Here is a 16211-nt window from a genome sequence, read left to right as displayed (position 1 = left end):
CTGCGCATTTGCGAAAACATCATAGGAAGAAGAAATTATCTGCGCGCCATAATTTCAGATTTGGTATCAGTGATGCCAAGCGAAAACCCTGGAATGTTTTCGATTAATGCTGGATGGCATGTGGAGTTAGTTCTCGAACAACTGTAGGGGGGATGTTTCTGCGGTTGTTCGTGATGCGTTATTTCTTCCTCAACGCTAATAATCATCGAGTACCTCGCATACAGTTGGACAGACAGGGTGTGAGATAACAACGTATTGATATATTTGCATAAAACAGGCTGCGGGTCGTTGTCTGTAACAGGCTCTAAATTTAATGACACTTAGGGCATGCCACAGACTCAAGGAAATTAAGAGAGACTATAAGATGATAGATAATAAAAAGCGCCCGGGGAAAGAGCTTGATCGTATTGATCGTAACATCCTGAATGAATTACAAAAGGATGGGCGTATCTCTAACGTTGAGCTTTCAAAACGAGTAGGGTTGTCACCAACACCATGTTTGGAACGGGTTCGCCGCTTAGAGCGTCAGGGCTTCATTCATGGCTATACCGCACTGCTTAATCCACAGTATTTGGATGCATCATTGCTGGTTATCGTTGAGATTACTCTGAATCGTGGCGCTCCGGATGTATTTGAGCAATTTAATGCTGCCGTCAAAAATCTTGAGGAAATTCAAGAGTGTCACCTGGTATCAGGCGATTTCGACTATTTGTTGAAAACCCGAGTACCCGATATGTCTGCTTACCGTACACTACTCGGGGAGACCTTGCTTCGCCTGCCGGGCGTCAACGACACCCGCACTTATGTGGTCATGGAAGAAGTGAAGCAGAGTAACCGTCTAGTAATTAAAACGCGGTAAACAGGCAGGTGCAAAACCTGAGTAATTTGGTTACACTCCTGTTTATTCATACAGTTTCAACGCCGGGAGGGTTCTCGGCGTTGTTACTCATACCAGTTAACAGGAACCTGGAGAGCCTTTCTTGAGCCAGGAATATACAGAAGACAAAGAAGTTACTCTGAAAAAACTCAGCAGCGGTCGACGTGTGCTTGAGGCTATTTTGATTGTAGTAACTATTCTGGCAGCCTACCTGATGGCGGCGCTGCTGAGTTTCAATCCTTCGGACCCAAGTTGGTCCCAAACTGCCTGGCACGAACCTATCCACAATCTTGGTGGGGGTATTGGTGCCTGGATGGCAGACACACTGTTCTTCACCTTTGGTGTTTTGGCATACGCAATCCCTGCCATTATGGTGATGTTGTGCTGGGCGGCATTCCGTCAGCGCGATGCCAGCGAACATGTCGATTACTTTGCACTGTCATTGCGCCTGATTGGCACATTAGCCCTGATTTTAACTTCATGCGGCCTGGCGGCTCTGAACATTGACGATCTTTATTACTTCGCTTCTGGTGGGGTGATTGGCAGCTTATTCAGCAATGCCATGTTGCCGTGGTTCAATGGTGTGGGTGCAACACTAACATTACTCTGCATTTGGGCTGTTGGTTTGACGCTCTTTACCGGGTGGTCATGGCTGGTCATTGCAGAGAAAATTGGCGGTGTGGTCTTAGGTTCACTGACATTTATGACTAATCGCTCTCGTCGTGAGGAACGCTATGACGATGATGATTACCAGACCGATGATGCAGAAACTGTCGAGCAAGAAAAAGGGCCAGTGGCAGGGAAGGCAGCGGGTGTTGCAGCCGCAACAGGGCTGGCGGCGAACTCTGCCTATGCAGACAATGACGATATACTCTTCTCCGCGCCATCTGTGACTGATGCGCTATTACCGCGGGCTGAAACCGACGATAAATATGATCCACTATTAAGTACGCTACGTGCAACGGATAGTGATGAACAGTCGCCGTTATCTGCGGCTTCTACTGAGAGTGTCGCTGATTCTGTTACTCGTCATGGTGCTGCTGACCCTAGCTATGCTCACATCCACTTTGTCAACGACAGTACGGCACCCGTGGTTGAGAATTTGGCCGCGACCCCACCGCTCTATTCTTTTGAAATTCCAGAAGAAACACCATCTCCAGTGCCGACTCGCGTTGTGTTACCGGCTGAGCGCCCTGAACCTCAAATGGGGTCATGGGATACGCCAGTAGCCGCTGCCAGCCATTCGCCATTTGATTTTTCAACGGCACAACGTCATAGCGGTCAGGTGGAAAATACGCCTCATATGAACCCTGGGCTGGGTTCAACTGTTGATGGATTGACCGCAGCGGGCATGGCCGCTGGCGCGGCATCAACATCTGGGCCAATATCTACCAACGGAATTGTTGCCGCAAGTGCAGCTGCAGCGACATTTATGCCTGCATTTACAGCAACCAGTGATAGCAGCTCCCAGATTAAACAGGGGATTGGCCCAGAATTACCACGACCGAACCCTGTTCGTATTCCAACGCGGCGCGAGCTAGCTTCTTACGGTATCAAACTGCCTTCTCAGCGAATAGCTGAGCAGGAACAACGTGAGCAGCGCGAGGATGAAACACAGAGTTCTCAAAATCCAGCTTCATTTGGTACAGAGGTCGAGTCTGAAGATGAGGCGGCGTTGCAGCAGGCCATCTTGCGTAAAGCTTTTGTCGACCAACAGTCTGAGCGTTATGGGCAACCAACGGACGCGAGCGTAAATATCTTCTCAGCACCAGAACCTGAAGATGAACAGGCTTTGCAAGAGGCCGCATTGCGACAGGAGTTTGCTGCGCAACAGCAGCATCGTTATGGTGCGACTCAGCACGAGGATGCTATTCACCGTGAAAGTGGGATTTATAGCAAAAATAGTATTTATAGTGAAAACAGTGGGTTGAACGAAGAAAATACAATTGAAGGAGTGCAATCGGTTGATGCCAGCCGCGCCTTCACATTCTCGCCGGTTGCAGATTTAGTGGATGAGACCCCGCGTGAACCCCTGTTCACACCTTCTCCGTATGTTGAAACCGTCGCCGAAGAGAGTTTTGCGCCAGAACAGCTGTCGCCACATCAGCAGCCACACCTGCAGCAAACACATTTAGAGCAATCAGCACCGGTTCCACCGGGTTATGCTTCGTCGGCAAATGCGCAGTCTGCGCATACTCAGCCGATTGCAGCATCACCTTATGCTCAGTCAGCAGTACAGTCCGCCGTTCAGCCCACGGCGCCAGTGCAATCAGCACAACCCGCGCAACCGATCCCGGCGATGGACAGTCTGATTCATCCATTCCTGATGCGTAATGACCAGCCGTTGGTTAAGCCAACGACGCCATTACCGACGCTAGATCTACTCTCTTCACCGCCAGCGGAAGAGGAGCCAGTCGATATGTTTGCTCTGGAGCAGACAGCACGTTTGGTTGAAGCACGGCTTGGAGATTATCGGGTGAAAGCTGAAGTGGTCGGCATCTCTCCAGGGCCGGTCATTACCCGTTTTGAGCTGGATCTGGCACCGGGGGTCAAAGCTTCGCGCATTTCCAATCTTTCCCGCGATTTGGCCCGCTCACTCTCCGCGATTGCAGTGCGTGTTGTGGAAGTTATTCCCGGTAAACCGTATGTCGGGCTGGAACTGCCAAATAAACACCGTCAGACGGTCTATCTGCGAGAAGTGCTCGATTGTGCCAAATTCCGCGATAATCCATCACCATTAGCTATCGTGTTGGGTAAAGATATCGCCGGGCAGCCGGTGGTAGCTGATTTAGCCAAAATGCCTCACTTGCTGGTCGCAGGTACGACTGGCTCGGGTAAATCGGTTGGGGTGAACGCGATGATCCTCAGCATCTTGTATAAAGCCACGCCGGATGAGGTGCGCTTTATCATGATTGACCCGAAAATGTTGGAATTATCGGTCTATGAAGGTATTCCGCATCTGTTAACTGGCGTGGTTACCGATATGAAGGATGCCGCGAATGCACTACGTTGGTGTGTCGGTGAGATGGAACGGCGCTATAAACTGATGTCTGCATTGGGCGTGCGTAATCTGGCCGGTTATAACGAACGAGTGGCGCAAGCTGAAGCCATGGGGCGGCCAATTCCCGATCCATTCTGGAAGCCATCCGACAGCATGGACATCTCTCCACCCATGTTGGTGAAACTGCCCTATATCGTGGTGATGGTAGATGAGTTTGCTGACCTGATGATGACGGTGGGCAAAAAAGTTGAAGAGCTGATTGCCCGTTTAGCACAGAAAGCACGTGCTGCCGGGATTCACCTGGTTCTGGCAACACAGCGTCCGTCAGTGGATGTGATAACGGGTTTGATTAAAGCTAACATTCCTACGCGTATCGCCTTTACGGTCTCCAGCAAAATTGACTCCCGTACCATTCTTGATCAGGGGGGGGCAGAATCACTACTGGGCATGGGGGATATGCTGTATATGGCACCTAACTCATCAATTCCAGTGCGTGTGCACGGTGCCTTTGTCCGTGATCAGGAAGTACATGCTGTCGTTAATGACTGGAAAGCTCGTGGTCGCCCTCAATACATTGAGAGTATTATCAGTGGTGGTGACGAGGGGGAAGGCGGTAGCCTTGGCTTGGACAGTGACGAAGAGTTAGATCCACTGTTCGATCAGGCGGTGAGCTTTGTGTTGGAGAAGCGCCGTGCGTCGATCTCTGGTGTTCAGCGTCAATTCCGAATCGGCTATAATCGTGCTGCACGTATTATTGAGCAGATGGAAGCTCAACAGATTGTGAGTACCCCGGGCCATAATGGCAATCGTGAAGTTTTGGCACCGCCACCTCACGAGTAATCTTTTGTTCTGAGGCAGTTAACCTAGACAGGGCCGCTTTGCGGCCCTTCAGACTGCTGACAAACCCCGATGACGCGATCTGGAACGGAGAGGACGGGTAGAAGAGTAAAGCGTCCGCGCCAGGGATGGCGCGGCTCGAGCCTCCAGGGACGGATTGACGGCGTCTTTACGATCTAGCTGTTCTCTCCGCAACCGGCACTTTGTCAATAACCTCCAGGGCCGCTTTGCGGCCCTTATGCCAAGAAGCATCACCCGTATTTCATCAGAGAATTTTATAAGGTATTTAGAATAATGAAAAAATTGCTTGTTGCTTGCTGTCTGTTATCTGGCTTAATTTCAACCTCAGTCTTGGCGGATGCCAGCACTGATTTGCAAGGTCGCCTGAGCAAGGTGAACAGCTTCCATGCTAATTTCTCGCAGAAAGTCACCAGCTCTGAAGGGGCCGCGGTGCAAGAAGGCGAGGGTGAGTTATGGGTAAAACGGCCCAATCTGTTTAACTGGCATATGACTTCACCGGATGAGAGTGTGCTGATTTCCGATGGTCAGACACTGTGGTTCTACAACCCCTTTGTTGAACAAGCCACGGCGACCTGGTTGAAAAATGCCACCGGCAACACACCTTTCATGCTGATTACTCGCAACAATCCAGATGACTGGAAGCAGTATAATGTGAAGCAAAAAGGCGATGATTTTGAGTTGACGCCAAAAAATGCCAGCGGTAATTTGAAGCAATTTACAATAACGGTTACCCCAACAGGCACCATTAAAAGCTTTGCTGCAGTTGAGCAAGATGGGCAGCGCAGTGCGTATACCCTGAAAGGGCAACAAAATAGCTCAGCGGATGCCAGCAAGTTTAAGTTTACCCTACCAAAAGGTGTGACGCTGGACGACCAGCGGCAGTGAGGTCTGAGTGAGTAATATGTCCCTCGATTTTTCCCAAAATGAGTTTCAGCCACTGGCCGCGCGGATGCGGCCTTTGACGTTGGATCAATATATTGGGCAGCAGCATCTGCTGGCTCCAGGTAAACCGCTACCGCGGGCAATCGCCGCGGGGCAGTTACACTCGATGATCCTCTGGGGGCCGCCGGGGACCGGCAAAACCACGTTAGCAGAAATTATTGGCCGCTACGGTCAGGCGGATGTTGAGCGTATCTCTGCGGTGACCTCTGGTATTAAAGAGATCCGCGAAGCTATTGAGCGAGCGCGGCAAAATCGTGACGCAGGACGGCGCACAATATTGTTTGTCGATGAGGTTCACCGCTTCAATAAAAGCCAGCAGGATGCATTTTTACCGCATATTGAAGATGGCACGATCACCTTTATCGGCGCCACTACTGAAAATCCTTCGTTTGAGTTGAACTCGGCACTGCTCTCTCGTGCACGCGTCTACTTACTGAAATCATTAACTGCCGCAGATATCGAAAAAGTGATTGATCAGGCGATGTCTGATCCCCAGCGTGGCTATGGTGGGCAGAATATCAAACTGCCTGATGAAACCCGCCGCGTGATGTCTGAATTAGTGGGGGGGGATGCGCGTCGTGCCTTAAATAGCCTTGAAATGATGGCAGATATGGCAGAAATAGATGCCAACGGGGTACGTGTGCTCACCCCTGATTTGCTAAAAGAGGTCTCTGGCGAACGAAGTGCTCGCTTTGATAATAAAGGCGACCGCTATTACGATCTGATTTCGGCAGTGCATAAATCTATTCGTGGCTCAGCGCCAGATGCGGCGCTGTACTGGTATGCGCGTATTATCACCGCTGGCGGTGATCCGCTCTATGTTGCCCGGCGTCTGCTGGCGATTGCGTCAGAAGATGTGGGTAACGCAGACCCACGCGCCATGCAAGTAGCAATCTCAGCTTGGGACTGTTTTACCCGAGTAGGGCCGGCAGAAGGTGAGCGGGCGATTGCTCAGGCGATTGTTTATTTGGCCTGCGCGCCGAAAAGTAATGCTGTTTATACCGCGTTTAAAGCAGCGATGCAGGATGCTCGCGATAAACCTGATTTTGATGTTCCGGAGCACCTGCGTAATGCGCCAACCAAACTGATGAAAGAGATGGGGTTGGGGGCTGAATACCGATATGCCCATGATGAGCAACATGCTTATGCTGCGGGTGAGAACTATTTCCCGCCAGAAATGGCCGCTACACGCTACTATTCTCCGTCATCCCGAGGTCTGGAAGGGAAAATCGGTGAAAAGCTGGCATGGTTGGCTGAGCAGGATCAAAATAGCCCGATAAAACGCTACCGCTAGCCCTGTCGTTGCGGTAAGGTTAACGCTATAACCACTTGGTAAGTGGCTGTTTATGCCGCTTACCACGTTAAATTTGTCTTCACTAACCATTTATACCCAGAGTTTACCTATACGGAAGTATATATGCGGGTATATCCATAACTACAAGCACAGGACTAGCATGCTCGATCCCAATATGCTGCGCAATGAGCTAGACGCAGTCGCCGAAAAACTGGCTCGCAGAGGTTTTAAACTTGATGTTGAGATGTTGCGCCAACAAGAAGAGCGCCGCAAAGTTTTACAGGTTGAAACAGAAAGTCTGCAAGCAGAACGTAATGCCCGATCGAAACTAATTGGTGCGGCCAAGGCGCGTGGCGAAGATATCGAACCATTGCGTTTGGAAGTCAATGTGCTGGGTGAAAAACTGGATGCGGCTAAGGTCGAGCTGGATAAGTTGCAAAACGAAATCCGCGATCTGGCACTGTCTATCCCTAACCTGCCGGATGACTCGGTGCCAGTGGGCAAAGATGAAAACGATAACCTTGAAGTCAGCCGTTGGGGTGAACCACGCAAGTATGACTTTGAGGTGAGAGATCACGTCTCGTTGGGCGAAATGGCCGGCGGCCTCGATTTCGCTGCTGCAGTGAAACTGACCGGTGCGCGTTTTGTGGTGATGAAAGGGCAAATTGCCCGTATGCACCGCGCGTTGTCCCAGTTTATGCTGGATCTGCATACTGAGAAGCATGGCTATCAGGAAGCTTACGTTCCTTATCTGGTTAACCATGCCACTTTGTATGGTACCGGTCAGTTACCTAAGTTTGGCGAGGATCTGTTTCACACCAAACCACTGGAAGAGGAGTCAGACAGCAGCAACTATGCGCTGATCCCTACAGCTGAAGTCCCGCTGACCAACCTGGTTCGCGATGAGATCCTGGAAGAGGAGTCTCTGCCATTAAAAATGACCGCCCATACACCTTGCTTCCGTTCAGAAGCGGGCTCTTATGGTCGTGATACCCGTGGCTTAATCCGTATGCATCAGTTCGACAAAGTTGAGATGGTGCAGATAACCCGCCCGGAAGATTCAATGGAGGCACTGGAAGAGCTGACCGGTCATGCAGAGAAAGTGCTGCAATTACTGGAATTGCCATACCGTAAAGTGCTGTTGTGTACTGGTGATATGGGCTTTGGCTCCAGCAAAACTTACGATTTGGAAGTGTGGCTGCCAGCGCAGGATACTTACCGCGAAATCTCTTCATGCTCAAACATGTGGGATTTCCAGGCTCGCCGTATGCAGGCGCGCTGCCGCAATAAAACCGATAGAAAGACCCGTTTAGTTCATACGCTGAATGGTTCTGGTCTGGCAGTCGGCCGTACACTCGTTGCGGTGCTAGAGAACTACCAGCAGGCTGATGGCCGCATTCAGGTGCCAGAAGTATTGCGCCCGTACATGGGTGGGCTGGAGTTCATTGGTTAAAAAAATACGGGCTAATAAATCGTGGGTTAACAAAATATCCGCGATTTATCATCAGTATTGATCTAGCGCCTGCGGGCGCTTTTTCTTTTTAGGCGTGCCGTTCGAGTATCGCTAACTCATTGCCGAAAAAAACGAACCAACATATTGTGCTATCCCCGCCTGGCAGGGAATTGACTTTTTTATCGCCAGTGGCATGATGCGCTCACTTTCATCGTCCCGACGGCTTCTCTCTTACTATGTCCGCATATTCTCGCCCGGTGCTGTTTCTGCTCTGTGGGCTTTTGCTGTTTACGATTTCTATCGCGGTTTTAAATACATTGGTTCCCTTATGGTTATCCCATCAACAGTTGCCGACCTGGCAAGTGGGGATGGTGAGCTCATCCTATTTCACCGGGAATCTGGTCGGGACCTTGATTGCCGGGCGATTAATCCAACGGCTCGGCTTTAATCGCAGCTACCACTACTCCTGCATTTTGTTTGCTCTGGCGACTTGCGGATTAATGCTTTCTGTCGATTTTTGGAGCTGGCTGGGGTGGCGCTTCTTTGCTGGCGTGGCTTGCGCACTGATTTGGGTCATTGTTGAGAGTGCGTTACTGCGCAGTGGCACCTTAACCAATCGCGGGCAACTGCTGGCGGCCTACATGATGGTTTACTATCTGGGGACTGTCACCGGGCAACTGCTGTTAGGTGTGGTGTCGACACAACTGTTGAGTGTCATCCCTTGGGTCAGTGCATTGGTAATTACCGCGATGTTGCCGCTGCTGTTTGCCCACTTTTCTCATCAGGAGGGGAGTGAGTCCTCACATGTTGCGGTTTGGCCGATGCTCAAGCGCCGTAGCGCGCGTCTGGGCATCAATGGCTGTATTATCTCAGGTGTACTCTTAGGCTCGCTCTATGGGTTGCTGCCGCTGTATTTATCACATCAAGGGATGAGTGATGCCAGTGTGGGATGGTGGATGGCATTGCTGGTCAGTTCAGGGATTATCGGTCAGTGGCCGATTGGCAAAATGGCTGATCGCTATGGTCGCTTGCTGGTGCTGCGCATTCAAGTATTTGTGGTTATCCTTGGTAGTGTGGCAATTCTGGGCAATTACGCTCTGGCTCCCGCACTCTTTATTTTGGGCTGTGCTGGTTTTACCCTCTATCCAGTGGCGATGGCGTGGGCATGTGAAAAAGCCAGTGCCGATGAGTTAGTGGCGATGAATCAGGCACTGCTGATGAGCTATACTATTGGCAGTCTGACCGGCCCGACCATGACTTCATTGCTGATGCAACGTTATTCAGACAACTTATTATTTATCATGATTGCGGGTGTGGCGTTGGTGTATTTGATGATGTTACTGCGCAAACCCGATCAGCAGCAAACACCTTACGCGGCAGTCTAGTGGCCAAAAAAATGCCACCAGTCGGGTATCCAACATGGCGGCATTGATTGAGTCTCTGATTATTGGTTAGCGATTATCAGTAGATCACTTTGTGACCATAGCTTTCCAGAATACCTTTCACGCGGTCCATAATCTCCGCAGTAGGGGGTTTAACCCCATCTAATTTGTACTCCTCGCCCATGGCAATCCATTTATGCTTACCCAACTCATGGTAAGGCAGCAGTTCGATCTTCTCGATATTGGTCATATTCTGGGTAAACTCACCCAACATATGTGCTGATTTATCATCATCTGACCAACCCGGCACCACGACATAGCGGATCCAGGTTTTTTGGTTACGTTTTGCCAGATAGCGGGCAAACTCCAGAGTACGATGATTGGAGACACCAACCAGATTCTGATGCACGCTGTCATCCATCTGTTTCAGATCCAGCATCACGAGATCAGTGGCATCAAGTAACTCATCAATGACGGGGTCATAACGGCGCACAAAGCCGTTGGTGTCCAGACAGGTGTGAATGCCCTCTTCGTGGCAGGCGCGGAACCAATCGCGCACGAATTCAGCCTGTAGGATCGCTTCGCCACCGGAGGCAGTCACGCCACCACCAGAAGCATTCATAAAGTGACGATAAGTGACGGCTTCTTTGACCAACTCTTCAACGGTAACTTCTTTACCGCCATGAGTGTCCCAGGTATCGCGGTTATGGCAATACAGGCAGCGCATCAAGCAGCCTTGGAAGAATACGATAAATCGGATCCCAGGGCCGTCAACGGTGCCACAGGATTCGAATGAGTGAATGCGGCCAAGTACGGACATTGCAGGTTACTCCAATACTGGATAAATAAAGGCCCCACAAAGGTGGAGCCTTTTAGTCTAATCTATTTTAGTTAGAACTTATATTGACTGAGTGAATGTACGTGTGATCACATCTTGCTGCTGTTCTTTGGTCAGCGAGTTAAAACGAACAGCGTAACCTGATACACGGATAGTCAACTGCGGATATTTTTCCGGGTTTTCCATCGCATCTAACAGCATTTCACGGTTCATGACGTTCACGTTCAGGTGTTGACCACCTTCGATGGACGCTTCGTGATGGAAGTAACCATCCATCAGACCCGCCAGGTTAGCTTTACGCACTTCGTCGTCTTTACCCAGTGCGTTTGGCACGATAGAGAAGGTGTAAGAGATACCATCTTTAGCGTAAGCAAACGGCAGCTTGGCAACTGAGGTCAGGGATGCAACAGCACCTTTCTGATCACGACCATGCATTGGGTTAGCACCAGGACCGAATGGAGCACCCGCACGGCGACCATCTGGAGTGTTACCGGTTTTCTTACCATAAACCACGTTAGAGGTAATGGTCAGCACGGATTGAGTTGCAACTGCACCACGGTAAGTACGCAGCTTCTGAATTTTCTTCATGAAGCGCTCAACCAGGTCACATGCGATGTCATCAACACGTGAATCGTTGTTACCAAACTGTGGATATTCGCCTTCGATATTGAAGTCGATAGCCAAGCCATCAGCATCACGAATGGTGCTTACTTTGGCATATTTGATAGCAGAGAGGGAGTCAGCAGCAACAGACAGACCTGCGATACCACACGCCATAGTGCGATAAACATCACGGTCATGCAGTGCCATCAATGCAGCTTCATAGCTGTATTTGTCGTGCATGTAGTGAATGATGTTCAACGAGGTAACGTATTGTTTAGCCAGCCAATCCATAAAGTGATCCATGCGTTCCATGACTTTGTCATAGTCCAGCACTTCATCCATCATTGGCGCTTCTTTCGGGCCAACCTGGATCTTCATTTTTTCATCAACGCCGCCGTTGATTGCGTACAACATGGTTTTCGCCAGGTTAGCACGGGCACCGAAGAACTGCATTTGCTTACCGACAATCATCGGGCTCACACAACAAGCGATAGCATAGTCATCGTTGTTGAAGTCAGGGCGCATCAGATCATCGTTTTCATACTGTACAGATGAAGTATCAATAGAGACTTTAGCTGCGTATTTTTTGAAGTTCAGTGGCAGTTTTTCAGACCACAGAATGGTCATGTTCGGCTCTGGAGACGGCCCCATGGTGTACAGGGTGTTCAAGAAGCGGAAGCTGGTTTTGGTCACCAGAGTACGGCCATCAACGCCCATACCTGCCAGTGATTCAGTGGCCCAGATTGGGTCACCAGAGAACAGCTCATCATACTCAGGGGTACGCAGGAAGCGAACCATACGCAGCTTCATTACCAAATGGTCAATCAGCTCTTGCGCTTCGATTTCAGTCAGTTTGCCCGCTTTCATGTCACGTTCGATGTAAACGTCAAGGAAAGTAGAAACGCGACCGAAGGACATTGCAGCACCGTTTTGCGATTTAACCGCAGCCAGGTAGCCGAAGTAAGTCCACTGTACTGCTTCACGGGCATTGGTTGCTGGACCGGAGATATCGCAACCATATTTAGCTGCCATCTCTTTGATCTGAGCCAGAGCACGATGCTGTTCAGCAATCTCTTCGCGCAGCTGGATAGTCATCTCCAGGTCTTTACCGTTCTCCAGATCATCTTGCAAAGAGTTGAACTGAGCCAGTTTGTCTTTCATCAGGTAGTCGATACCGTAAACGGCGACACGACGGTAGTCACCGATGATACGGCCACGGCCATAGGCATCTGGCAAACCGGTCAGTACACCTGATTTACGGCAGTTCAGGATATCTTTGGTGTAGACGTCAAACACACCTTGGTTGTGCGTTTTGCGGTAATCGGTGAAGACTTTTTTCAGTTGCGGGTCAAGCTCACGACCGTAAACTTTGCAAGAGCCTTCTACCATTTTGATGCCGCCGAATGGGATCAGGGCACGTTTTAATGGTTTTTCAGTCTGCAAACCAACGATGGTTTCCAGATCTTTGTTGATATAGCCAGCATCATGTGAAGTGATGGTCGCCACAACGTCGGTATCGAAATCAACTGGCGCATGAGTGCGGTTTTCCAGTTTGATGCCTTCCATGACTTGCGCCCACAGCTTGTCGGTCGCTTCGGTAGAGCCGGCAAGGAAGGATTCGTCGCCTTCATAAGGGGTGTAGTTCTTCTGGATGAAGTCACGAACGTTTACTTCGTTCTGCCAGTCACCCTGGGTAAAGCCTTGCCATGCTTTGGCCAATTTTTCATTAAGTTCGGTCATAATGCATCTACCTTTTAATGTGAATTTCTTCGAAAACCGTGTGCGGCCACACTTAGTGTTGCTGGTCACCGCGCAGATAAATTACCCAGTAAGTCAAACCAACCAACAAACCGCCACCAATGATGTTGCCGATAGTGACTGGGATCAGGTTATCAATAACAAAGTGACTTACAGTTAGGTTAGCAAATTGCTCTGGTGCTGCTCCTATGGATTGCCAAAACTCAGGCGTCGCGAAATTTTTAATCACAATACCCATAGGGATCATAAACATATTGGCGATGCTATGCTCAAAGCCGCTGGCAACAAACATGCCCACCGGTAAGATCATCGCGAACATTTTGTCCATTATGGTACGGCCGGAGTAACTCATCCAAACCGCCAGGCAAACCATTAAGTTAGCCAAAATACCCAAACAGACTGCTTCAATAAAAGTATGGTGTAGTTTGTGGTCAGCTGTTTGCAGGACATTCAGCCCCCATTGACCATTTGCCACAGTATATTGGCCGGCGAACCAGATAAGCGCGACGAAGAACAGTGCTCCGCACAAGTTCCCAATATAGACATTAACCCAGTTGCAGCCAAGTTGACGCCAGGTAATGCGACCACTAGCTTTGGCGACAGTGGTCAATACGGTAGAGGTGAAAAGGTCTCCACCACACACCACCACTAACATTAGCCCCAAGGAGAAACAAATACCACCAACCAACTTGGCAAAGCCGAAAGGCACGCCCGCAGTACCGGTAGTTGCTGTGATATAAAAAACAAACGCAATTGAAATAAACACGCCAGCAGTAATCGCTAAATAAAAAGTTTTCAGCGGATGCTTGGTGGCTTTATAGACACCGGCATCTTCAGCTACTTTAGCCATTGCCGCAGGTAATAATGCATCGAAGGGGTTGTCAGCTTTCACACTAACTCTCTTTTTAGGGTTAATAAAGCACAACGAGATACTAGCAAAGCAGTATAGCGTGAAAATTGATATGGATCATATTGCACGAGTTTAGTTAGGGCTAAATCATTACAAATTGTACGTATAATAAGCTTAACATTATGATTTTAAACGTGAAAAAATATTTTAAGATTTACAAATAATTTTGATTGAACTGTTTTGAAGCCGTTGAGAAGGTTAACCAAAAGCGGTGTTTGTAGTTATTTTTATTATTATCGATCATGAAAAATTAACTATTTATTCACCTCTCTGCCTGGTTTATCTCGCTGGCAAATAGTGTTTGTTTAATAGTGCTGTTTTTCCACATAAGCGGCGTCAGAAAATAACGTTTTTTTATGACAAAAACAAATGTTGGATATCAGTGATGGGTATTTATTTTCGTTAGGAATAATTGCAGTAATAAATAGGCGAGGATATCGAAGAGAGCCTCTCCCGCAGATGGCTAATTGATCTGCGGGAGAGGTAAAGGGGTTACTCGCCTTTAGCCCAGTAGCGGCGTTTAGCGGCTTGTAACTTGGCATAGGCGCCGAGCAGCGCCTGATGAGCCGGTAATGCTTTCAGATCTTCATCGACACTAAACAGGCCGTTGAAGCGCTCTTCACCCGCTAATGCCGCAGAAGCAGCCTCTACCGCTTCCTGACCATACATCTTCACAAATGCGCTGTGGTATTGCATTGGTTCACGATCTGGCTCTTGGGTCAGCAGCAGCAAGGTTTGCAGGCAACGGTAATAGTTCGCCTGTTTTGCCGTAAAGACCGAAGAGTTAAAATCTTGCGTCCACTCCAGCCAAATCAGCCCTTGCTCCAGGTCGCCGCCCGCTAATGCCAGCATGGATTTCAGTTCACCCACACGCAAGGTATACCAGCCATTATCTTTACCGGTGGCGATGCCCAGCAGTTCGCGCACACGGGCGAAGTCGTCCAGCCCCTCATCATCAAGTTGTTGGATCAGCTCCAGATACTGCGCGGGTTGCCAATCACTGTCTGGCAGGGCCAGTAAGGTGTCACGCAGATGCACGCCCATGGTGTTGTTCGCCATCAGCAGGTCTTCGGCAGGGTAGATATCAGACATCCCCGGCACCAGAATGCGGCAGGCGTAAACACCTAAATGTTCGTAGTCAGCAATATACACTTCAGCATCTTCTTGATTGAAGATGGCCATCAAGGTGGCGAACTCCTCTTCCGTGCTGCCTTTAAAGCTCCAGTCGACAAACGGATAGTCGGCATCCTCTTTAAACATATCCCAGCTGATTAAGCCGCTTGAATCGATAAAGTGAGTTTCTAGATTGGTATGCTCAGCCACCTCTTCATCATCAAAGGTCGGTGCGGTAAAGACATCCAGATCTTTCAGGCTACGGCCCTGCAATAACTCAGTCACTGTACGTTCCAGTGCAACACCAAAGTCTGGGTGGGCGCCGAAGGAAGCAAAACAGGTGCCGTTTGATGGGTTAAACAGCACCACACAGATAACCGGGTACGCGCCACCTAAAGAAGCATCGTAAGAGAGGATCGGGAAACCTTCCTCTTCCAGTTTGGCGATAGCTTCCACCACACCCGGATAGCGATTTAGCACCTCTGCCGGGATCTCTGGCAAGCTGATGGACTCCGCGATAATGCGGTTTTTCACATAGCGCTCAAAGACTTCCGACAGTGCTTGCACGCGGGCTTCGTTGGCGGTATTCCCCGCAGACATGCCGTTTGAAACATACAGGTTGCCGATAATATTCATCGGAATGTAGACGGTTTCTAAATCTGATTGGCGGGTGAATGGCAGCGAGCAGATACCGCGTTTGGCATTACCGGACTGCAAATCCACCAGATCACTGGCGACCAACTCCTGTTCTGAGTCGTAAAACGCCAGCAGGCGCTCATCCAGAATACCTTCCGGCAGTAGATCATCTTCAGGGATCGGGAACCATTTTTCATTTGGATAATGGACGAAATCGCCTTCGGCAATGGCTCTGCCAAGATAGAAATCCGCGAAGAAATAGTTGGTGGATAAGCGCTCGAAATATTCACCCAAGGCCGAAGCCAGTGCCGCTTTCTTGCTGGCACCTTTGCCGTTGGTAAAGCACAGCGGGCAGTCGCGGTCGCGGATATGTACCGACCAAACGTGAGGAACCGGGTTGAGCCAGGAGGCTTCTTCGATATTAAAGCCGAGGTCACTCAGTTTTTGCTGAAAGCGGGAGATGGAGTCTTCCAGCGCGGCATCTTTGCCGGGAATAAAGGTTTGGGTCATTGTCGTCACTTTTTGGCGGTACTAAAAACGCGCAAT

At 49.6% G+C, this 16211-nt stretch carries 10 protein-coding genes; 6 read left to right on the top strand and 4 right to left on the bottom strand.

The features are described 5' to 3' along the window. The first annotated feature begins 364 nt into the window (after positions 1-364). The 6 genes from lrp to AACW11_RS15055 all read left to right on the top strand — a co-directional run bounded on the left by lrp (position 365) and on the right by AACW11_RS15055 (position 9810). Positions 365-859 carry a leucine-responsive transcriptional regulator Lrp gene (gene lrp, locus AACW11_RS15080; RefSeq protein WP_002211340.1) on the top strand — a complete coding sequence of 165 codons (495 nt, stop codon included), beginning with the start codon at positions 365-367 and terminating at the stop codon, positions 857-859. A 121-nt stretch (positions 860-980) separates the two neighbouring features. Continuing rightward, positions 981-4718 carry a DNA translocase FtsK 4TM domain-containing protein gene (locus AACW11_RS15075; RefSeq protein WP_212584619.1) on the top strand — a complete coding sequence of 1246 codons (3738 nt, stop codon included), beginning with the start codon at positions 981-983 and terminating at the stop codon, positions 4716-4718. A 291-nt stretch (positions 4719-5009) separates the two neighbouring features. Beyond that, positions 5010-5621: an outer membrane lipoprotein chaperone LolA gene (gene lolA / locus AACW11_RS15070; protein ID WP_212584618.1), complete on the top strand. Its 612-nt coding sequence runs from the start codon at positions 5010-5012 to the stop codon at positions 5619-5621. Between the two features lie 7 nt (positions 5622-5628). Further along, positions 5629-6972 carry a replication-associated recombination protein A gene (locus AACW11_RS15065; RefSeq protein ID WP_212584617.1) on the top strand — a complete coding sequence of 448 codons (1344 nt, stop codon included), beginning with the start codon at positions 5629-5631 and terminating at the stop codon, positions 6970-6972. A gap of 160 nt (positions 6973-7132) precedes the next feature. Next, positions 7133-8425 carry a serine--tRNA ligase gene (serS, locus tag AACW11_RS15060; protein WP_212584616.1) on the top strand — a complete coding sequence of 431 codons (1293 nt, stop codon included), beginning with the start codon at positions 7133-7135 and terminating at the stop codon, positions 8423-8425. A 236-nt stretch (positions 8426-8661) separates the two neighbouring features. Beyond that, complete coding sequence (locus AACW11_RS15055; protein WP_212584615.1) at positions 8662-9810, top strand: MFS transporter; 1149 nt, start codon at positions 8662-8664, stop codon at positions 9808-9810. A 76-nt stretch (positions 9811-9886) separates the two neighbouring features. Here AACW11_RS15055 and pflA read toward each other — a convergent pair whose 3' ends face one another. From pflA to ycaO, 4 genes are all read right to left on the bottom strand, one after another. Continuing rightward, complete coding sequence (gene pflA / locus AACW11_RS15050; RefSeq protein ID WP_005171041.1) at positions 9887-10627, bottom strand: pyruvate formate lyase 1-activating protein; 741 nt, start codon at positions 10625-10627, stop codon at positions 9887-9889. 78 nt (positions 10628-10705) lie between these two features. Then, positions 10706-12988 (bottom strand): formate C-acetyltransferase, encoded by a 2283-nt coding sequence (pflB, locus tag AACW11_RS15045; RefSeq protein WP_004873744.1) that lies wholly within the window; start codon positions 12986-12988, stop codon positions 10706-10708. A gap of 52 nt (positions 12989-13040) precedes the next feature. After that, positions 13041-13898: a formate transporter FocA gene (gene focA / locus AACW11_RS15040; protein ID WP_005275097.1), complete on the bottom strand. Its 858-nt coding sequence runs from the start codon at positions 13896-13898 to the stop codon at positions 13041-13043. 510 nt (positions 13899-14408) lie between these two features. Further along, entirely contained in the window at positions 14409-16175 is a 1767-nt protein-coding gene (ycaO, locus tag AACW11_RS15035; RefSeq protein WP_212584614.1) for a 30S ribosomal protein S12 methylthiotransferase accessory factor YcaO, read from the bottom strand. Between the last annotated feature and the right edge of the window lie 36 nt (positions 16176-16211).

Origin of the sequence: Yersinia sp. Marseille-Q3913 (genome assembly GCF_963892745.1) — a bacterium.
GTDB classification, from domain to species: Bacteria; Pseudomonadota; Gammaproteobacteria; order Enterobacterales; family Enterobacteriaceae; genus Yersinia; species Yersinia bercovieri.
This window is presented reverse-complemented; position numbering and strand designations above follow the sequence as displayed.

What these genes read in the sequence shown, in the direction of transcription:
- serS (WP_212584616.1), top strand. Translation starts at nt 7,133, where the DNA reads ATGCTCGATCCCAATATGCTGCGCAATGAGCTAGACGCAGTCGCCGAA.
- ycaO (WP_212584614.1), bottom strand. Translation starts at nt 16,175, where the DNA reads ATGACCCAAACCTTTATTCCCGGCAAAGATGCCGCGCTGGAAGACTCC.
- pflA (WP_005171041.1), bottom strand. Translation starts at nt 10,627, where the DNA reads ATGTCCGTACTTGGCCGCATTCACTCATTCGAATCCTGTGGCACCGTT.
- lolA (WP_212584618.1), top strand. Translation starts at nt 5,010, where the DNA reads ATGAAAAAATTGCTTGTTGCTTGCTGTCTGTTATCTGGCTTAATTTCA.
- AACW11_RS15055 (WP_212584615.1), top strand. Translation starts at nt 8,662, where the DNA reads ATGTCCGCATATTCTCGCCCGGTGCTGTTTCTGCTCTGTGGGCTTTTG.
- pflB (WP_004873744.1), bottom strand. Translation starts at nt 12,988, where the DNA reads ATGACCGAACTTAATGAAAAATTGGCCAAAGCATGGCAAGGCTTTACC.
- lrp (WP_002211340.1), top strand. Translation starts at nt 365, where the DNA reads ATGATAGATAATAAAAAGCGCCCGGGGAAAGAGCTTGATCGTATTGAT.